This is a genomic window from Pseudalkalibacillus sp. SCS-8, assembly GCF_040126055.1.
GTDB lineage: Bacteria > Bacillota > Bacilli > Bacillales > Fictibacillaceae > Pseudalkalibacillus > Pseudalkalibacillus nanhaiensis.
The window spans coordinates 1,338,662-1,358,819 of sequence record NZ_CP143541.1; the positions used below are offsets into that span (position 1 = coordinate 1,338,662).

At 40.9% G+C, this 20,158-nt stretch carries 20 protein-coding genes and 1 other annotated feature; of the genes, 13 read left to right on the forward strand and 7 right to left on the reverse strand.

What is annotated here, in order from left to right:
• Positions 1–15 precede the first annotated feature (15 nt).
• A complete protein-coding gene (locus V1497_RS06935) occupies positions 16–684 on the forward strand; it encodes a type 1 glutamine amidotransferase domain-containing protein (RefSeq protein ID WP_349410252.1) in 669 nt (222 codons plus the stop codon).
• A 49-nt stretch (positions 685–733) separates the two neighbouring features.
• Here the strand turns inward: V1497_RS06935 and V1497_RS06940 are convergent, their stop codons facing one another.
• Both V1497_RS06940 and trpS read right to left on the reverse strand, forming a co-directional pair.
• A complete protein-coding gene (locus tag V1497_RS06940; RefSeq protein ID WP_349410253.1) occupies positions 734–862 on the reverse strand; it encodes a hypothetical protein in 129 nt (42 codons plus the stop codon).
• Positions 863–1,039: 177 nt separating this feature from the next.
• The gene (trpS, locus tag V1497_RS06945; protein ID WP_349410254.1) at positions 1,040–2,038 is read right to left on the reverse strand and encodes a tryptophan--tRNA ligase; all 999 of its coding nucleotides are present in this window, start codon (positions 2,036–2,038) and stop codon (positions 1,040–1,042) included.
• A 50-nt stretch (positions 2,039–2,088) separates the two neighbouring features.
• Positions 2,089–2,342: a binding site (T-box leader), on the reverse strand.
• A gap of 415 nt (positions 2,343–2,757) precedes the next feature.
• On the opposite strand from trpS, the gene V1497_RS06950 reads away from it, so the two are divergent.
• From V1497_RS06950 to V1497_RS06980, 7 genes are all read left to right on the forward strand, one after another.
• Complete coding sequence (locus V1497_RS06950; protein ID WP_349410255.1) at positions 2,758–4,404, forward strand: peptide ABC transporter substrate-binding protein; 1,647 nt, start codon at positions 2,758–2,760, stop codon at positions 4,402–4,404.
• Positions 4,405–4,516: 112 nt separating this feature from the next.
• Positions 4,517–5,449, forward strand: coding sequence for an ABC transporter permease (locus V1497_RS06955; RefSeq protein WP_349410256.1), 933 nt, complete (start codon positions 4,517–4,519; stop codon positions 5,447–5,449).
• A gap of 77 nt (positions 5,450–5,526) precedes the next feature.
• A complete protein-coding gene (locus V1497_RS06960; RefSeq protein WP_349410758.1) occupies positions 5,527–6,381 on the forward strand; it encodes an ABC transporter permease in 855 nt (284 codons plus the stop codon).
• Positions 6,382–6,396: 15 nt separating this feature from the next.
• Positions 6,397–7,416: an ABC transporter ATP-binding protein gene (locus V1497_RS06965; RefSeq protein ID WP_349410257.1), complete on the forward strand. Its 1,020-nt coding sequence runs from the start codon at positions 6,397–6,399 to the stop codon at positions 7,414–7,416.
• A complete protein-coding gene (locus V1497_RS06970) occupies positions 7,416–8,402 on the forward strand; it encodes an oligopeptide/dipeptide ABC transporter ATP-binding protein (protein ID WP_349410258.1) in 987 nt (328 codons plus the stop codon). Before V1497_RS06965 ends, V1497_RS06970 begins: the two co-directional genes overlap by 1 nt.
• A gap of 140 nt (positions 8,403–8,542) precedes the next feature.
• Positions 8,543–9,397 carry a DegV family protein gene (locus V1497_RS06975; protein WP_349410259.1) on the forward strand — a complete coding sequence of 285 codons (855 nt, stop codon included), beginning with the start codon at positions 8,543–8,545 and terminating at the stop codon, positions 9,395–9,397.
• 117 nt (positions 9,398–9,514) lie between these two features.
• Positions 9,515–9,931 (forward strand): hypothetical protein, encoded by a 417-nt coding sequence (locus V1497_RS06980; protein ID WP_349410260.1) that lies wholly within the window; start codon positions 9,515–9,517, stop codon positions 9,929–9,931.
• A gap of 4 nt (positions 9,932–9,935) precedes the next feature.
• On the opposite strand, the gene V1497_RS06985 is transcribed toward V1497_RS06980, so the two are convergent.
• Positions 9,936–10,475 carry an HD domain-containing protein gene (locus V1497_RS06985; protein ID WP_349410261.1) on the reverse strand — a complete coding sequence of 180 codons (540 nt, stop codon included), beginning with the start codon at positions 10,473–10,475 and terminating at the stop codon, positions 9,936–9,938.
• A 244-nt stretch (positions 10,476–10,719) separates the two neighbouring features.
• Here V1497_RS06985 and V1497_RS06990 point away from each other — a divergent pair, with 244 nt between their 5' ends.
• Positions 10,720–11,910, forward strand: coding sequence for a putative glycoside hydrolase (locus V1497_RS06990; RefSeq protein ID WP_349410262.1), 1,191 nt, complete (start codon positions 10,720–10,722; stop codon positions 11,908–11,910).
• A gap of 87 nt (positions 11,911–11,997) precedes the next feature.
• Here V1497_RS06990 and V1497_RS06995 read toward each other — a convergent pair whose 3' ends face one another.
• A complete protein-coding gene (locus V1497_RS06995) occupies positions 11,998–12,183 on the reverse strand; it encodes a hypothetical protein (protein ID WP_349410263.1) in 186 nt (61 codons plus the stop codon).
• Between the two features lie 265 nt (positions 12,184–12,448).
• Here V1497_RS06995 and V1497_RS07000 point away from each other — a divergent pair, with 265 nt between their 5' ends.
• Both V1497_RS07000 and V1497_RS07005 read left to right on the forward strand, forming a co-directional pair.
• Entirely contained in the window at positions 12,449–12,991 is a 543-nt protein-coding gene (locus tag V1497_RS07000; RefSeq protein WP_349410264.1) for a GNAT family N-acetyltransferase, read from the forward strand.
• A 24-nt stretch (positions 12,992–13,015) separates the two neighbouring features.
• Entirely contained in the window at positions 13,016–13,141 is a 126-nt protein-coding gene (locus V1497_RS07005) for a hypothetical protein (RefSeq protein ID WP_349410265.1), read from the forward strand.
• A 192-nt stretch (positions 13,142–13,333) separates the two neighbouring features.
• Here V1497_RS07005 and V1497_RS07010 read toward each other — a convergent pair whose 3' ends face one another.
• Positions 13,334–16,402 (reverse strand): efflux RND transporter permease subunit, encoded by a 3,069-nt coding sequence (locus V1497_RS07010; RefSeq protein ID WP_349410266.1) that lies wholly within the window; start codon positions 16,400–16,402, stop codon positions 13,334–13,336.
• 9 nt (positions 16,403–16,411) lie between these two features.
• Positions 16,412–17,587: an efflux RND transporter periplasmic adaptor subunit gene (locus V1497_RS07015; RefSeq protein WP_349410267.1), complete on the reverse strand. Its 1,176-nt coding sequence runs from the start codon at positions 17,585–17,587 to the stop codon at positions 16,412–16,414.
• A gap of 345 nt (positions 17,588–17,932) precedes the next feature.
• On the opposite strand from V1497_RS07015, the gene spxA reads away from it, so the two are divergent.
• Positions 17,933–18,328 (forward strand): transcriptional regulator SpxA, encoded by a 396-nt coding sequence (gene spxA, locus V1497_RS07020; protein ID WP_349410268.1) that lies wholly within the window; start codon positions 17,933–17,935, stop codon positions 18,326–18,328.
• 65 nt (positions 18,329–18,393) lie between these two features.
• On the opposite strand, the gene V1497_RS07025 is transcribed toward spxA, so the two are convergent.
• Complete coding sequence (locus V1497_RS07025) at positions 18,394–19,065, reverse strand: TerC family protein (RefSeq protein ID WP_349410269.1); 672 nt, start codon at positions 19,063–19,065, stop codon at positions 18,394–18,396.
• Positions 19,066–19,484: 419 nt separating this feature from the next.
• Between V1497_RS07025 and mecA the strand changes: the two genes are divergently transcribed.
• Entirely contained in the window at positions 19,485–20,156 is a 672-nt protein-coding gene (gene mecA / locus V1497_RS07030; protein ID WP_349410270.1) for an adaptor protein MecA, read from the forward strand.
• The last annotated feature ends 2 nt before the right edge of the window (positions 20,157–20,158 follow it).

A 20,158-nucleotide genomic window follows, 5' to 3' on the forward strand; every position in this document is an offset into this window, starting at 1 on the left:
TAGGAGGGAACAACAATGAGTAAAAAGGTACTTATGATTGTCACCAATGCAGATCAAATAAATGATGAAAAAGAAACGGGACTATGGCTCGAGGAATTTGCTGTACCGTATAACTTATTCGAAAAAGAAGGTTATGAAATTCACGTAAGGAGTCCGAAAGGTGGAGATATTCCACTTGATCCGAACAGTATTCCTGAAGAAAGAAGGGAAGAGTTCGATGAAGCCCGTGAAAAGCTGAAGAACACTCAGCCACTTTCTGAAGCAGATGCAGAGGAAGAGTATGATGCGGTATTCTTACCTGGGGGACACGGAACGATGTTCGACTTCCCGGATAATACATTGATGCATACGATCCTTTCGAAGGCTGCTCAAGTGGAAAAAGTCATCGGAGCGGTTTGTCATGGCCCTTCTGGTCTTGTAAATGTAACCCTTGAAGATGGAACTCCACTTGTAAAAGGAAAGAAAGTCAATTCCTTTACAGATGAGGAAGAAGAAGAAATGCAGCTTGTCGAAGAAATGCCGTTCTTGCTGGAATCGACATTACGCTTAAAAGGAGCAGAATTTGTCCGAGGTGAAAAATGGACTGATTTCTCCGTGCGTGACGGAAACCTGGTAACCGGTCAAAATCCGATGTCAAGCGGATCCACAGCTGAAAAAGTCATCGAAGCATTGAATGAAAAATAAGCGAAAATGAAGGATGATCCTTTTGGATCATCCTTTTTGTTGATGAAAATTATTTTCTGTAGTCGTAGCATTTTTCCATACAAGGGTTTGCAGATGCATCTGTGTCAGCTGCAACTATCCCTGTTGTGAAAGCAGTCGCAACTGCTAAAGCCATCAAACCAAATTTCAGTTTCTTCATTATTATATAGCCCCCTTTCTATTAACAGAATATTACGAACAAAATATACCATAAATATACATAAATTTACATATTATACAGTAAATTTATCGTTAAATGATTCGAAAGTAATATTTTTCCATGTATATCTCATAAAAAATGAGGGTGACCTAAAGGATAGGCTGCCCTCATTTTTTGTTATTTCTTTTTCCGTTTTCGTTCTAAGCCCATTGCACGTTCAGCCTTCGCAAGCATTTTGTTAGCGACGAAATTAGCCTTCTCTGCACCTCTGTCAAGGATTTCGTCTAATTCATCTTCAGAATTCAACAATGTTTCATACCGTTCTTGGATTGGTTTCAGTTCACTGATGATCGCTTCAGCAACATCATTCTTGAACTCTCCATAACCTTTATCTTCATACAATTGCTCAAGTTCTTCAATCGTCTTACCAGAACATAAGGAATAGATCGTAAGAAGATTTGAAACACCTGGTTTGTTTTCTTTGTCATACTTAACGGTCATATCTGAATCAGTTGTTGCACGCTTGACTTTCTTCATGATGGTTTTCTCATCATCAAGCAATGAGATATACCCGTTGACATTTTCATCTGATTTACTCATCTTCTTGTTCGGATTTCCAAGATCCATAATTCGCGCACCGACCTTAGGGATATGGACTTCAGGAATCGTGAAGATATCGTTGTATTGCTTGTTGAACCTTTCAGCTAAATTACGGGTCAACTCAAGATGTTGCTTTTGATCTTCTCCAACAGGGACGATATTAGTGCCATAAAGTAGAATATCGGCTGCCATTAATGGAGGATAAGTCAATAAACCAGCAGAAACGGCAACCCGGTTTTCCGATTTATCTTTAAATTGGGTCATTCTCTCAAGTTCACCCATATAGGAAATACATTGCATGATCCATGCCATTTTCGTATGGGCAGGTACTTCTGATTGGATGAACAATGTGGATTTATCAGGATCGATGCCGATTGCAAGATAGAGGGCAGCAAGCTTCTTGGAATTCGCCCTTAATTCAAGCTTATCCTGTGGAACTGTTATTGCGTGTTGGTTAACAACACAGAAATAACAATCGTGTTCTTCTTGATACGTAACAAAATGTTTCAAAGCTCCGAGATAATTCCCGAGAGTAGGGAACCCAGTCGGTTTCACGCCAGAAAATATGGTAGCCAATTTCACCACTCCTTAAGTTTGATATATAAAAAAACACGCTGCATTCGTCTTTTTGGGACGATTGCACCGCGTTGCCACCCATCATTATTCCTATCGATGTGATAAGAATCACTCTGAATCTGTCTGTGTTGAACAAACAGAAGTCCATTATAACGTCAGGACAAGACGTCAAAGCCTACTTGTAGGATCACGTTCGGTTTGATTGCTCAGAAGTCCATTCCACTATCACCCTTATCTGTTTTCACCAACCACAGACTCTCTTTAAAGGGAAGAATCGTGTACTACTCTTCTTCATCGCAAATAAACTGTGTTTTTGTTTATTTAGTATATCTAAATGGACGGGTGAATGCAATAAAGTTAAACAGGCTGTAATCCTTGAGATGATCTAGAAAAACATGAAAATTGGATTACTCGTCCATATCATTGGGAGATAAAAGTAAATATGACAGCCTTTAAAACGATTTCATATACATATTATTCTAATAATTTACCTAGAATCCCCATAAGCACTTGAAAATAAAATAGGTAAAAAGAACTATTTTTTGTCATGAAACCGTAATGAACAAGGGGATTTTGTAAAAAATATTAAAAAATCACATGCAAAATAGTGTGAAAACTTGTATAATACTAGTTGTGAACGAAATTCCTTAAAAATCTGACAATTTTTTCGGAACGCGTTTACCTATTTATCACCAATATTTAGGGGAGGTCATTTAAGAATGAGAAAGTCAAAATGGTCATTGCTTTTAACACTTACTTTGGTGTTGAGCATGGTTTTAGCTGCTTGTTCCGGCGGAGACGATAAGGACAAAGCAGGCGACGACGGAAAATCTGGCGGAAGTGGAGATGTTGCTCAGGAATTGAACGTCAACATCAATACTGAACCGTTCTCTTTAAACCCAGGACTAGCTAATGATACAACTTCATCAGCTGTTCTATTGCAAACATTCGAAGGTTTGACTCGTATCAACCAAGATGGTGAGCCTGAGCCTGCAATGGCAAAGGAAATCAAAAAGTCTGATGACTTGACTACTTACACATTCACACTTCGTGATGATGTGAAATGGACGAACGGTGACCCTGTAACAGCTCAAGATTTCGAATGGGCTTGGAAATGGGTGCTTGATCCTAAAACAGACGCTCAATATGCTTATCAGCTTTTCTATGTAAAGAATGCTGAAAAAGCTAAGAATGGCGATGTGTCTGTTGATGAAGTCGGCGTAAAAGCGCTTGACGAAAAGACTCTTGAAGTAACACTTGAAAACCCAACTCCTTATTTTGAAGAGTTGACTGCGTTTTACACATATTTCCCTGTAAACAGCAAGATCGCGAAAGAAAATCCTGATTGGTACCAAGATGCTGGCGAACTTTACACGTCTAACGGACCATTCAAGATGACGACTTGGGAGCACAGCGACAAAATCATCCTTGAAAAGAACGAAGACTACTGGGATGCAGGCGCTGTAAAACTTAACAAGATTACAATGATCATGGTTAACGACCCGAATACTGAATTGAACATGTATAAGAACGGTGAGCTTGACTGGGCTGGATCTCCAACAGGAAACATCCCTCTAGAAGCGATCCCTACTCTTAAGAAAGAGGGAGACCTTCAAATCAAGCCAATCGCTGGAACTTACTGGTATAAGTTCAATACTGAAAAAGAACCATTCAACAATGCGAATATTCGTAAGGCATTCGCATATTCGATCAATCGTCAAGCAATTGTAGAACAAATTACTAAAGGTGGACAAGTTCCAGCAATGGGCGCTGTACCTCCGACAATGTTCCCTGAAAACGAAAAAGGCTACTTCAAAGATAACGACGTTGAAACTGCTAAAGAACTATTAGAAAAAGGTATGGAAGAACTTGGTTATGATAGTGTAGAAGATTTCCCTGAAATCACACTTTCTTATAACACAAGTGAAGCACATGCTAAGATTGCTCAAGCAATCCAAGACATGTGGAAGAATAACTTGGGAATTGATGTATCACTTGAAAACGCTGAGTGGGCTGTATATATCGAAAAGCTGCACGCTGGAGACTACCAAATCGGTCGTCTTGGTTGGTTAGGTGACTTCAACGACCCAATTAACTTCTTAGAACTATACAAAGAAAAAGGCGGTAATAACGACACTCGTTGGACAAATGAAGACTACAAAGAGTTGTTGAACAAATCTGCTAAAGAAACTGATGCTGAAAAGCGTGAAGAACTTCTTAAGCAAGCTGAGCAAATCTTGATGGATGAAATGCCAGTATCTCCTATCTACTTCTATACTAATGTCTATGTTAAGAACGACAAAGTTAAAGATGTAGTAATCTCAGGACTTGGTGACGTTCAATACAAATGGGCTCACATTGAGTAATTTTTAACAATTGATTTGAAGTTGATACATTCATTGTTGAGGTATATGGGGTCTCCCCATATGCCTCAATTAATGTATGGAACTAATTAGCATTTTATGGAGGTGTATCCATTTGTTTCGCTATATATTAAAGAGACTTGGCTTTATGGTCATTTCCCTACTTGTCATCATCACAGCTACCTTCTTCTTGATGAAAGCGGCACCAGGTGGACCATTCACGGCAGAAAAAGAAATTCCACCGGCAATTAAAAAGAGTTTGAATGCTCATTATGGGCTGGATCAACCATGGTACGTCCAATATACGGACTATATCGTAGCCATTGCACAATGGGACTTCGGTCCATCTTTCAAATATAAAGGACAAAGCGTTAATGATATTATCAGTGACGGCTTCCCGATTTCATTTATACTTGGTATGGAATCTATATTCCTTGCAGTTGCTATTGGGATATTGTTAGGAGTTATTGCAGCACTTAAACATAATCAGTGGCAAGACTACGGGGCAATGGTCATCGCAGTACTTGGAATCTCTGTCCCTAGCTTTATAATAGCGACCGTCCTGCAATATTTCCTAGCAATCAAGGCAGGCTGGTTCCCTGTTGCGCGTTGGGAAGGTTTCATGTATACGGTACTTCCGGCAGTTGCCCTTGCTTCAACACCATTAGCGTTTATTGCACGCTTGACTCGTTCAAGCATGCTTGAGGTATTGAGCTCAGATTATATTAAAACTGCAAAAGCAAAAGGGATTAAAAAGAATGTCATCATTGTTAAACATGCGATCCGTAATGCTTTGATGCCGGTTGTATCTTTCATGGGACCTTTAGTTGCAGCGATCCTTACAGGAAGCTTCATCATTGAAAAGATTTTCGGTATTCCGGGTCTGGGACAACACTTTGTAACGAGTATTACGAACCGTGATTACACAGTCATCATGGGTGTAACAGTGTTCTACAGCGTGTTGCTACTCGTATCAATCCTTATTGTGGATATCATTTACGGCTTCATTGATCCGCGTATCAAGCTGACAGCTGGAAAGGAGGACTAAACGTGCAAGAACAGAAACAACAGTTACCAGATTCCTATTTTGAGAAAGTTGAAAAGAACTTCGAAGATTCCGAAAAAATTGCAGGGCCTAGTATTTCCTATTGGCAAGACGCTTGGCGTCGGTTCAAAAAGAATAGGCTTGCTATGGTCGGAATGATTTTGATCGGGTTACTCGCTATCATGGCACTTGCCGGCCCTTCTTTAACGCCCTATGATTACCGTACAAATGACTTGATGAACGCGAATATGGCACCATCAGCTGATCACTGGTTCGGTACAGATGAACTCGGACGTGATATCTTTACACGAAACTGGCAAGGAGCTAGAATTTCACTATTCATCGGTCTGACTGCCGCCGTTCTTGATTTGTTCATTGGAATCATCTGGGGTGGCGTAACAGGTTACATCGGTGGAAAGACGGATGAAGTCATGATGAGAATCGCTGACATCTTGATCGGTATTCCATATCTATTGGTCGTTATCCTCCTGATGGTTGTATTAGAACCCGGACTGATGACGATGATCATAGCAATGACCATTACAGGTTGGATAAATATGGCGAGGATTGTTCGTGGACAAGTCCTCGGTTTGAAGCAACAAGAATATGTTCTTGCTGCCAATACACTAGGAGCAGGGTTATCAAGAGTCATGTTCAAGCACTTGATTCCGAACACAATGGGACCTATATTGATCACCATGACTTTGACTGTTCCAACAGCTATTTTCACAGAAGCATTCTTAAGTTATTTGGGCTTAGGTGTACAGGCTCCACTAGCAAGTTGGGGTACGATGGCGAGTGAAGGACTGCCTGCTTTAACATATTATCCATGGCGATTATTCTTCCCAGCATTTTTCATCTGTCTGACAATGTTTGCATTCAACGTTATCGGAGATGGACTGCGAGATGCCTTGGATCCGAAATTGCGCAAATAACAGGGGTGAAATAACATGGAAAAAATATTAGATGTAAACAATTTGCAAGTTTCTTTCCAAACGTATGGAGGCTCTGTTCAAGCAGTAAGAGGAGTTTCATTCCACGTTAACAAGGGAGAAACATTAGCGATTGTCGGTGAGTCAGGCTCCGGAAAAAGTGTGACCGCCCAATCAATCATGAAATTGATACCGATGCCTCCAGGTGAATTTAAAGATGGTTCCATCATGTTCAATGGAGAAGACATCATTAAGAAGAATGATGTTCAAATGGAAGCGATCCGTGGTAAAGATATCGGGATGATTTTCCAGGACCCGATGACATCATTGAACCCGACAATGAAGGTCGGACGTCAAATAACAGAAGGCCTCATCAAGCATCAGGGAATGAAGAAACAAGAAGCAGATGATCGTGCGATTGAAATGCTTCGCCTTGTTGGAATCCCGAACCCTGAACAACGGGTAAATCAATATCCGCATGAATATAGTGGAGGTATGCGTCAGCGTGCAATGATTGCGATTGCACTAGCTTGTAATCCTAAGCTTTTGATTGCTGACGAACCAACCACAGCATTGGATGTAACGATCCAAGCACAAATTCTAGATTTGATGAGAGATCTTCAAAATAAGACTGGTAGTGCAATCATCATGATTACTCACGACCTCGGGGTGGTTGCGAATGTTGCTCACCGTGTAGCAGTTATGTATGGTGGACAAATCGTAGAAACAGGGAATGTAGATGAGATTTTCTACAACTCCAAACACCCTTATACATGGGGTCTGCTCGCATCGATGCCGAAAGTCAATAGCGAGTCAGAAGAGTTGCTCTCTATTCCTGGATCTCCACCAGACTTGAGTGATCCACCAAAAGGGTGTCCTTTTGCGGCTCGTTGTCCTCATGCAATGAAAGTGTGTGTGGATCACATGCCGGAAGCGACAGAGGTTTCAGGATCTCATAAAGCATCGTGCTGGTTGTTAGATGAGAGAGCACCTAAAGTTGAAAAGCCTGCAGAGGCATCGGTTGGAGGTGCAAGATAATGGCAGCAAAAGAAAAACTGGTAGAAGTTAGGAACTTGAAGAAACATTTCGACGTCGGTAAAGGCAAAAAGCTTAAGGCTGTTGACGATGTTACTTTCGATATATACCGAGGAGAAACATTAGGGCTAGTTGGAGAGTCCGGATGTGGTAAATCCACTACAGGACGTACGATTATCCGTTTATATGGTGCAACGGATGGCTCCGTACTTTTCGAGGGCGAAGATGTGCACGGCAAGAAGGACAAAGGGAAATTAAAGCAATTCAACCGTAAGATGCAAATGATTTTCCAGGATCCATATGCATCTTTAAACCCGAGAATGACTGTAAAAGATATCATTGCAGAGGGCATTGATATCCATGGATTGGCCAAATCGAAAGAGGACCGCCTCAATCGTGTTTATGAGCTACTTGAAACAGTCGGATTGAACAAAGAACACGCGAACCGTTATCCTCACGAATTCAGTGGCGGTCAACGTCAGCGTATCGGTATAGCCCGTGCATTAGCTGTCGATCCAGAATTCATCATCGCAGATGAACCTATTTCTGCACTGGACGTATCTATTCAGGCACAGGTTGTCAATCTGATGCAGAAGCTTCAACGTGAGCGCGGATTGACGTACTTGTTCATTGCCCATGACCTTTCCATGGTCAAGCATATCAGTGATAGAGTCGGTGTTATGTACCTTGGTAATATGGTTGAACTAGCCGAAAGTGACACGCTCTATGAAGAGCCGCTTCACCCATATACGCAGGCATTGCTATCAGCTATTCCTGTACCAGACCCAGAACTGGAACGAAGCCGTGAACGGATCATCCTGGAAGGGGATGTTCCGAGTCCAGTTTCTCCACCAAGTGGCTGCCGTTTCCGTACAAGATGTCCACAAGCGATGGATGTTTGTGCGAAAGTGGTGCCAAAGTGGCAGGAAGCAAGAGAAGGTCACTATGTGGCTTGTCATCTATATGATGATGAAGTAAAAGAAAATTAATGAAATGGATAGAACGATCTCGATTTTGGGATCGTTCTATTTATATACAAAGATTTTGCAGAGAATATTGTAATTTTTTCGAAAAGCCTATAGGATAGTAGATAGTAAGGAAAGCAGTAGGATAGGAATGAGGAAAAGATATGCGTATTGCTATAGTATTAGATAGTGGAAGTGACTATTTGGGTCAGGAAGAAACGATTGAAACATCGTGCCCTGTGCATGTTGTTTCCTTAAACGTCAATTTCAAAGGTGAAGAAACCTACTTAGATGGAATAACCATCACGCATGAGGAATTCTACGATAAGATGAGGAACGCCAAGGAATTGCCCAAGACAAGTCAGCCTGCTCCTCAAAAGTTTCATGATACATTCAAACATATTCTTAATGATGGCTATTCAATTATCTATCTAGGTATGGCTAGTGGCTTGAGTGGAACATATCAAAGTGCCAACGTCGCTAAAGAGATGCTATCTGAAGAAGAACAATCTAGACTTTTCTTGATTGACACAGGTACAGTATCTGCGGGTGTCATTTGTTTATTGGACTATGCAGATAAGTTGATTCAACAAGGAAAAACCGTTGAAGAGATTTATCATGACGTTGAAGAAAAGAAAAAACAAGTTTCAGGGATCATTTTACTTGAAACGCTTGAAAATTTGGTGAAAGGCGGACGGATCTCAGCAATACAAGGCAGAGTTGCTGGCTTCTTGAACATCAAACCGCTTATAAAAGTGAAAGATGGTGCTGTTGAAACCTTAGAGAATTTCCGAGGAAAGAAAAAGGGGATTCGAAAAGTGGCTGAAATGGTACAGGAATGGAAAGAAAATCATGAGGAACTCTTTATCGTCCATAGTTATCCATCACGACAAATGGTGATTGATTCATTCAAGGACCAATTCTCACTGAATTCGTTCAAGAAAATTCGCTATATCAAATTAGGTAGCGTGATCGGGACGTATGGTGGAGAAAATTCCATAGGGTTCATTAAGTATTAACAGTTCTGGCATACAGAACTGTTTTTTTATTGTTTATTTTTATAGAAGGAATCATCAGAGCTTGTGTATAATACTTCATAAAAACTCGTATAAATGGAGTGGAGGGGGTTTTTGGAAATGATTTTTTATCAGTATGACCCTGACATGGACCACGAGTTTGTCAGTAACCTTATCGACAGAGGCTTGATTAAGATTCCTGAAACATCCAGCATGAAGGGTAACCGAATCCAAGTAACTGACAAGGATGAAATCTTTTTATTTTCAAACGACCACGAAGAGGTAGGGCTCATTTGGCTTGTTATACAAGATCGGCATTCTATGGATGTCCATGGTTTATATATGGATGAACGCATTGATTCCGATCGTTTGAAAGGGAAATTCATGAGTTTTGCTGTCAAAAGGGCGCGGTATTTAAACCTAGATACGGTACGTTTCCATATGGATCAGGCAATTGAAGAGGGGACCCAGGTTGCAGATGGACTGGGTTGTGTCAAAATCCAGCTCGAAGGTCAAACGGTACATTGTACCCTGTGAGATATCAACTCGTTTGTTGAAATCTGGCCGTACTTTGATCCTGTTGGATTTTTTCATCCAATTTCCTAATTAATTTTACTGCTTTCTCATACGCCATCATCCGATAATGATGTTTTCCATCTGGTTCTTCATCCGCTTCATCTGCCAATTTGACGACCTTTTGAAGGGGACTCAACTTTAACGTTCCTTCTGGGAGATAAGAGTCTGTATGCAGTAAAATAGCAAGGGATATTTCTTTGGCCGTCTCTCTGTCCTCACCTAATTCGATCAATATTTTATGAGCTCGCTCAGCCCCTTTGATGGCATGAATATCATTGGCTCTGTATCTTTCAAAGTCCCATTGGCCATCCTCTCGATACCAAGTATGGTGACCGATATCATGGAGCAGGGCAGCTTTACAAGCAAGGGACGGATTGACATCGTATTCCTTTGCAAGCTTGAAAGCATGATAACTGGAGGCAATAGCATGCACGACTCCGGATCTTTGAATATGTTTTTGGGCTTTTGGATGTTCAAATAATTCCAATAGAGTTGGTTTATGCATTCGAATTCCTCCCTCTTTTGAGTATATTGTTCAAAAATATAGCATGTTTTTAAGTGCACTTCAAGTGAAATTGTCTTCCATATAAGTGACTTCCACGTCAAGGGAAATTTTCTTACAATAATCGCAAGTTTCTCATGTGGAAATGGAAATTTGATGAAATATGTGTCGAAAGTTACTTTTCATGAAATGAATGGTTTTTTATAATAGTAATTATACATTTACATCATTAGAGGAGGATCGGAATATGGGGATGTTAAAAGTCATCATGTCAGTATTTCTTCTATCTTTCCCACAATGGGAGATGGCAGAAGAGAAGCAAAACCATCAGATCTCATTACACCAAGGGATTCAATCTCATTTTATGAAAAGAGAACTCCCTGAAAATTTACCACGATTTGTTTATGATTCAGGATTGTCATTCGAATATCCCGATGCAGTTCGAGGCATTTATGTAACGGGGCATTCAGCAGGAGGAAGTCGATTTGAAAAACTCATCTCATTAATCAATACAACCGATCTGAACGCTATGGTCATAGACATTAAGGATGACCATGGGAATATCACCTACATACCAGATGAGGAATCCTCCTTACAACCATTCGGTAAGCCATTCATCAAAGATCCGAGGAAAATGCTTGAAACACTTGAAAAGCATCAAATCTATCCAATAGCACGTATTGTCGTGTTCAAAGATTCGATCCTCGCTAAGAAGAAGCCTGAGCTCTCCTTTAAGGATGGAAATACGGTTTGGAAAAATCGTCGTGGCGAGGCATTTGTCAATCCATTCATGAAAGAGGTTTGGGAGCATAATTTGGCGATTGCTATTGAAGCTGCGAAGTTAGGCTTCAGGGAAATCCAGTTTGACTACGTTCGGTTCCCTGAAGGGTTCGAGAAGCGTGATACGACTTTAAATTACAACATGGGGGATTACGCTAAATTGGATGTGGAGAATGTCCAAAAGCGTGTGACAGCTGTTACAGATTTCGTGGCATATGCAAAAGAACAGTTGGAACCCTATAATGTTGACGTATCAGTGGATATTTTCGGATATACAGCAACCTTACCAGAAGCACCTGGAATCGGTCAGAACTTCACGAAAATCGCGAGTCACGTAGATGTCATTTCATCTATGATCTATCCAAGTCATTGGACCTCATATTTTGGTATAGCTAAGCCTGATTTGGAGCCGTATCGTCTTGTAACGGAATATGCGAAGATGGAAAAGAAAAAACTTGCTGAATTGGAATCACCGCCTACGTCACGGCCTTGGATCCAAGACTTTACAGCATCATACCTGGGAGCTGGGAACTACAGAGTTTATGGGAAGGCTGAAGTCGAGGCACAGATAAGAGCATTGAATGAAAACGGAATTAAAGAATTCCTTTTGTGGGATGCCGGCAATACCTATACACCAAATGTGGATTATACACCTTAACGAAAGTATGAAAGAGTGTGATACCTTGTAAAGGTTCACACTCTTTTTTTATTCTCATCCCCCATTAATGTGGCTGACGATAAATCCTTAATTACGGCCGTCCCTTCCGACTTTATGCCATCCTGTTTGAGTGCTTTTGCTTTTATTCAAGAAGAATTTTGCGTTACCTCTTCCGAAGATTTTGGCAGCAGTACCATGTGTGATGATTCCCATCAGTGCTGTAAGGCCGATAATCGATAAGCCGAGTAGTGTCATATCAATGAAAAAGTCCATAGCCGATTCCTCCTTGTATGTAACATCCACAATTTTCTAATACTATCATTGTAAAAGAAGTTTCGTTCCGTGGAAAGAGGGGAATTAATATAGTGCTTATTTAACCCCGGTAACAAGCCTCTCATAAACCATCATTAAACGAAATTTACTCCAATATGAAGTTTGAATTTTCATTATTTTGCAATTAAATATATGTCAAAATCCAAAGCGAATCGGAGGTTATGTTATAATGAAAGGGAAGAATGGAAAAAGAAAGGATAGATCAATGAACTGGTACGAAAAATTAAACGAGTATTTTCCTGTAGAAGAAATGAAATCCAAGAAACACATGGAGCTATTGTTAAAGGAAAAAGGGGACGTTTACCATAAGGATGAAGGTGAGCATCATGTCCTCATGTACGCTGAATTTGAAGATTTTCTTTTCGTTGATTACATTTATGTATCAGGAGCTGCCCGAGGTCAGGGAATTGGTCGAAAGTTATTGGAAAAGCTAAAAGAAAAAGGGAAACCGATCATTTTAGAGGTTGAACCTGTAGATTATGAAGATACGGACACCGAGAAGCGTCAGCGATTCTACAAACGAGAAGGTTTCAAGCATGCCAAGTCGATCGGTTACCGACGCCGCTCTCTAGCGACGAACGAAATCAACGAAATGGAAATCCTGTATTGGGCACCGAAAGATGAATCAGAAGAAATGGTTTATGAAAGCATGAAGAAAACCTATGAAAAAATTCATACTTATAAGGATGTAGAGTTGTACGGCAAGTCTTATCAGGATGTAGATGATGTCTTAACATTCGAAGAGTGAGCAGATGAAAGGACGGTGATGGACATGAAGCGCCGTACTCGAAATAAGAAGAAGCGTGATTGGTTGAAAGACCTCATAAAAAATAAGCTTCCGGGCTGGACACCTAAACCGACAAAGGGACCAGCATCTCAATCGAAACATACTGCTTGATGAAGCTTTTGGCATTGTAAGACACTTGTACAGTCCAATAAAAAGGAGTTGACCATAACACCTATCAGAATAGGTGGCTGGTCAACTCCTTTTTTATTTGCTCTGTTAAAGAATGTTGTTGATTTTGAACAGCTTCAGGCGGACGCTTTTGAATATCACCATTAAAAACGAACAGAGCTCTTTATTTAAGCATTAAACTTCGATCAAATCCTCTTTGTATTTCTTTTTCAATTTCCTTTTTTGTTTTATGCGATCGAATAGCAGATAGATGACTGGAATGAAAATTAAACTGATTAATGTACCGAATAGCAATCCGAAAACGATGACGATGGCCATTGGCTGTTGAATTTCTGTACCCTCACCTATACCGATCATAAGCGGGATCAACCCTAAGATCGTTGTCAGGGCTGTCATTAAGATAGGTCTTAACCTAGCTTGTCCGGCTCTCACGACCGCCATTGCGGTTGAACCTGTCCTCTTCTTCAACTGATTGATGTAATCTACTAGGACGATCGCATTGTTTACGACAATACCTGTAAGAATCAATATCCCTACAAGTGAGCCTACCCCGAATGGTTGTCCGGTTACGAGCAGTCCGAACAATATACCGATAATCGTTAGGGGAATGGAAAACATGATGATGAAGGGATAAAAGAATGATTCAAATTGTCCTGCCATTACCATGTATATAAGTACAATGGCAAGGGCCAGCGCTCCACTCAATTTAAAGAACGCATCATTCATCTGTTGATTCTGACCTCCGAAGGAAACCTTGTATCCTGGAGGTAAGGAAACCTGCTCTTTAATACGATTCTTGACATCCTTCACCACATTACCTAAGTCCCGATCTAAAATTGATGCTGTGACACGTATTTCTCTTAGACGATCTGTCCGGTTGATTTGACTTGGGCCTTCACCTTGTTTAATTTCTGCAATTGTACCAAGCGTAACCAATTCACCTGAAGGGGACTCGATCTGTAACTCTTCAAGCTCATTCACCGTCTCAAGTTTAGAAGGATCGACTCTGAGCTGCACATCAACTTGATTGCCGCTACGGTTAAAGGTTGTTGCAACTTTTCCTGTTGTTGCGTTTTGGACAGCAACCGAAACTTGGGCACTTGTAAGTCCGAAACTTGATGCCTTCGCGCGATCGAGCTCAATCTCAATTTGTGGGGTTCCGGTTTCATAGTTCGACTCAATCTCACGAACGCCATCAACCTTACTGATTTCCTCTTGAATGTCATCCGATACTGCTTCGAGTGTTCTTAAGTCTGGGCCGGAAATCTCTAAGGAAATAGGAGACTCGGAAAAGCCATTGTCACTTGCTTGGACAGCAACCTCCGCTTCTTTTATGAACGCAAGCTCCTTACGGATTAATTCTGCCACTTGAACATCAGACTTTTGTCTTTCCCCGATTGGTTTCAATAAGATGCTGTACATGGCTTTGTTATTGTTCGTGCCAGCACGGATTGAGAAGTCATTGGAGCCTCCCACCGTTACATAATACAGGTCGATTGCTTCGATATCCTGAAGTTTCTCATCAATTTTTTCTGTAGTGCTGAAAGTCCGCTCTGAGGAGCTGCCAGGTGGCAGTTCGACTTGTATGCTCACATAGCTTTGGTCCTGAGCAGGCAAAAATTCCGTTCCGATAAAGGGGATGGCACCTAGTGAGATCATCAGGAGGACGAGAGTACTGATGATGACTCTTTTCGGATAACGTAAGGCCTTCCTCAATACATACACATATCTTCGCTGTAATCCGATATATTTGCTTCCGATTGTACGCTTTGTTTGTTTCTTCGCCATAATGCTGGATGAAAGCAAAGGCACAATAATCAATGCAGTGATCAATGAGGCAACCAGTGCATATGTAACACTCAAAGCAAGAGGTTTAAATAACTGTGCTGCAAGGCCGTCAACAAAGACGATCGGCAGGAATACCACAACGGTCGTCAAGGTTGAAGCGATGACGGCACCACCTACCTCCTTAGTCCCTTGAATGGCTGCATTTTTAAGGGAAATCCCTTTTTCTCTCAATCGATAGATGTTTTCGAGAATAACAATTGAATTGTCTACAATCATTCCGACACCTAAAGCCAATCCTCCTAATGTCAACACATTAAGTGTTTGACCGGAGAAATACATGAAAATGAAAGCAGTCATGACAGAGATGGGTATTGAAAAGCCGACAATCAATGTACTGCGTAAGTTCCTTAAGAATAAGTAGAGAACGCCAGCTGCAAGCAAACTACCGATAATCATATTGATGAGGACCGCTCGTATGGATTGTTTAATGAATTTTGCCTGGTTGAAGATGGTTTCGACTTTTACATCTTCGGACAATTCAAGGTTGTTCAGTTTTTCTTCAACTTTATTTGCGACGGTTACCGTGTTTTCGCCTGATTGTTTCAGAATTGAGATACCGATACTAGGCTCGCCATTCAAATAACTGATCTGGCTTGCAGTAGCAGTGGTCTCAGTTATCTCTACGATCTTCGAAAGCTCGACGACCCCACTTTTTGTAGGAATAGGGAGCTGCTTCAATGTGCTGATTGAATCAAATTCTCCAACGACACGAAGCGGGTACTCGAGACCTTCATCCTTTATTTTTCCACTCGGTAAGGTGATGTTTTCCCCTGCAAGCACTTGTCTAAGTTGATCGATGGTGAGCCCGTATTGTTTCAATACAGCTGGATCGACAGAGATATTCACAACCTTCTCTGTACCACCCTCAATTGTGACGGATGCAACCCCTTCAATGGAATCCAATACTGGTTTGATTTCGTTTTCCACCAATTTCTTGGCAGATACGAGGTCTCCTCCAGGGGCTTGGATGCCTAGTCTGACAATAGGCAGATCATTAGGATTAAAGCGGAGTACGCGTGGCTGAGGTGCTTCATTCGGTAGTTGTTCACGTACAGCGTCCAGCTGCTCACGCATTTTCAGGGCGGCAAAATCCATATCTGTCCCCCAGGTATAAGAAACGATGATTAGGGCTCCACCGGTTCGTGATACAGATGAGACACTTTCCACATTCGGTATCGTCCCCATGATATTTTCAATTGGCTGTGCTAATAATTTTTCCACTTCTTCTGGACTTGCGCCTTCATATGTAACCGTAACGGCTGCAACAGGAAATGTCAGGTCAGGGAAGAGGTCAACGGGTGTGTTTTTGACACTGACCGCACCTATGATCAACATGAAGAGGATGACCATTCCCATTGCAATTGGTCTGAATACGGAAAGTTCTGTTATTTTCATTACATCCACTCACTTTTTGATGCTTATTTTCGAACGATTTGTCAGTTGGTATTTTCCTTCTGTCACAACGAGGTCACCTGCTGATAAGTCTTCTTCTGCTATGTGACTCGTCTTTTTTCCTTGTTGAATGATGGTGATGTTTCTTTTTACTGCACGTCCATCTTTAACAAGGAAGACATAGACTTGATCTTCTTCATACAGGAGGGCCTCATTGGAAATGGTCAATGCATCCTTCGAGCGACCGATAGTGATCCGACCGGTTGTGACAGTGTCAGCACTTATCGTCTCTTTTATATCGTCAAGGGGGACAGCAACCGTATAGGAGCCTGTTTCATTCGGATCCTTTGGTAGTTCATCAATCTTGCTTTTGAACTGTCCAGGAATGTCATCGAATTCCATGACGATCTCCATCGACTCGGTGATTTCTTGAATTTGAAATTCATTCAATTGAAAGACAGCTTTCCATTCTTCGTCACTTGATACGATAGCAAGAGGGGAACCGGGCAGAGCTGGCATTCCCTTCTTGACTTGGATACGGTCGATGGTCCCGCTGATTGGTGATTTGATTTGAGTCGCTTGTATCGCTTTCTTGACTTCATTGACACTTTTTCGAGCTTGTTCCAACTGACTGTTGATGAGAGGAAGCGTCGTTGCTGTAAGCGAAGCTCCTGAACCTGTGAGCTCTTTAAGCTGTTCAAGAGAGGTAATGATACCCTGTAACCTGTTTTCGTCTTGTACTTCTTCTGGTAAGTCAAGACGTTCAAGCTCGTTGATTGTATCATCAAGAACAGATTCAGCCTGAGTTTGAGCTGCCTTTTGCTGTCGATTGGCTGTATAGATTTGGTTACGAGCATCTTCTAAAGCGCGAACAGCTGCCTGTGCTTGGGACAATTGTTGTTCGAGGTCTCGAGTATCCAAGGAAAATAACAATGTGCCAGCTTTTATTTGGTCTCCGTTGGCTACATGTATTTTTTTAACTCCAGTAGGGATTGTAGTTGTTATAGGAACCTGTTGGGAAGGCACTGTTTTTCCAACCAATTCGATTTCGTTTTGGAAGGTTGTTCTTTTTACTTCTGAAGTCGAGACCGGGATTGCGTTACTCGTTGTATTTTCACTTGTAATCTGATCTTCTGAACATGCTGTTAGTAGGACCAGAAGGGATAGGAACATTATTTTGACTTTCATTCATACTCACTCCATTTAAAGAAACATCGTAGCTAACCTTCATTATACGTGTTTGTATGCTATCCGTGTTGTTCGAGAGGTTACAATCTATGTACGAAATGTTGAAGGGCATAATTTTTTTTGGATTCTTTATATATTGAGTTTATGGTTTTAAAAAAATACAATAAGGGTATCACAGGTATATATTGTTCTCTTGACAATTCCAAGGAAGATGATAAGAATAATCCCTATACCCCCTATCATCCATATACAAGATGTAGTATAATATAAAATATGATTAAATAATTTTTTTAAAGTAAGATTCACTATAAATGTTATAAATCATGAAAGGAGACGAATTTCCTTATGGTTACACTATATACTTCTCCAAGTTGTACGTCTTGCAGAAAGGCTAGAGCTTGGTTGGAAGAGCACGAAATTCCATTTAAAGAGCGTAACATCTTCTCCGAGCCACTGTCGATCAACGAATTGAAAGAAATACTCCGTATGACAGAGGAAGGGACGGACGAGATCGTTTCTAAGCGTTCTAAGACTTTCCAAGAGTTAAACGTCAACCTTGAAACAATGCCTCTTCAAGAACTTTTCGAATTGATGAGTGAGAATCCTGGATTGCTTCGTCGACCGATTATGATTGATGAAAAACGTCTACAGGTCGGCTATAACGAAGACGAAATCCGCCGCTTCTTACCTAGAAAAGTTCGGACGTTCCAATTGCTTGAAGCACAAAAGATGGTTAACTAGACAACACCAAAAAAAGCTTTTGCTTTCCATTACGGTCAGCAAAAGCTTTTTTTTACTTTCTGATTTTAGTTGACGTTGGTTCTTGTTTTTACTCTATTGGAGAGCCATCCGAATAAAATTACGCCTGAAACGATGATGATGGTAATGAGGATCTCCAGGAAGATATTGTGACCGATAGCTGTTTGGATAATCGGTTCTTCTAAAATCATCTTTGCTGCGGTATATGCAAGAATCCCGGCTCCAAAATAGACGATGATCGGAAACCTTTCCATGAAGTGCAGAATCAATTTACTCCCCCAAATGATGATCGGTACAGAAACCAATAATCCGATGATGACGAGTAGAATGTTTCCATGGGCCGCTCCAGCAATAGCAAGAACATTATCAAGCCCCATCACGAGATCAGCAACAACGATCGTCTTAATTGCTGCAGAGAGCGTAGTTCCACTCTTTATATCCGCCGCACCATCGTCTTCGGCGAGAAGATTATAAGCGATATATACCAGAAGGATACCACCAATCAATAACAAATAAGGAATCTTCAATAGATAAACTGCGACAATGGTCAGTACGACCCTTACGACGATGGCTAAACCAGTCCCGAAAAAGATCGCCTTATTCCGTTGATGTTCGGGTAGATTTCGACTTGCAAGTGCAATGACGACTGCATTGTCACCACCTAAGACGATATCAATAGCGATGATGGTTAGTAATGCGATTATAAATTCTGTTTCCAAAAGGATTCCCCTTTCTATATATCCTGAGGGTTCATGAAATAATACAAGCAACTGACATTCGCAAACCCAAGATTTCCCTCAGAAACACTTGACGTTCGTAGCGAATCCACGTACAATTCACAAAAAAGTATGTACAAACAGTAGAACGTTGAAAGTATAAAATAGTTTTTTGAAGCAGTCAAGGTTAAGATGCACAGTTAACGGGCCTATTTTGAGCAAAAGCAAAAAATGGTCATGCATTTTTATTTCATTCCTCAACTATTTATCATAGAATAGAAGTACAAGAAACTCCAACTTTTAGATAAACGATTCAGCAAGACCCAAATCGGGAATACCTATAATAAGGAAGATAATTTTCACATTACAGGGGTTCAACATCTCTTCCAGGTATTAATCTGGATCGAAGGGAGAGAAACACCATGGAAATAGAACGTGTAAACGAGTATACGATTAAGTTTTTTATAACATATCACGATATAGAGACAAGAGGTTTCGATAAGGAAGAAATTTGGCAAAACCGTGAAAGAGGAGAAGAACTCTTCTGGGAAATGATGGATGAAGCGCATCAGCAGGAACAGTTCTCATTAGAAGGGCCGCTATGGATTCAGGTCCAAGCGCTGGATAAAGGGTTGGAGATTCTCGTTACGAGAGCATCCCTATCACAGGATGGTTCGAAATTGGAACTTCCGATCTCTGATGATAAGCAAGTCGACCTTCCAGTAGATGATAATATCGAGAAAATGCTTGACCATCACTTCAACGCCGATGACGATTCGGAGAATGCTGATGATGACGAAGATTATTTATCATTCATGATCCGTTTCTCTGATATCGAAGATGTAATTGCGTTAAGTCATACGATTGAATCTGATTCCTTCACTGATTGTCTGTATCATTATGAAAACAAATATTATCTGTACGTAACCTTTTATGAAACGTTCAGTGAATCTGAACAAGATGATGTGTTGAGTCAAATGCTTGAATATGGTGATGAAACAGAGCTTACTGTTTACCGTATAGAGGAATATGGCAAAGTGATTCTAGCTGAAAATGCACTGGAACAATTGAACGGGTATTTTCCTGAGAAGTAGTG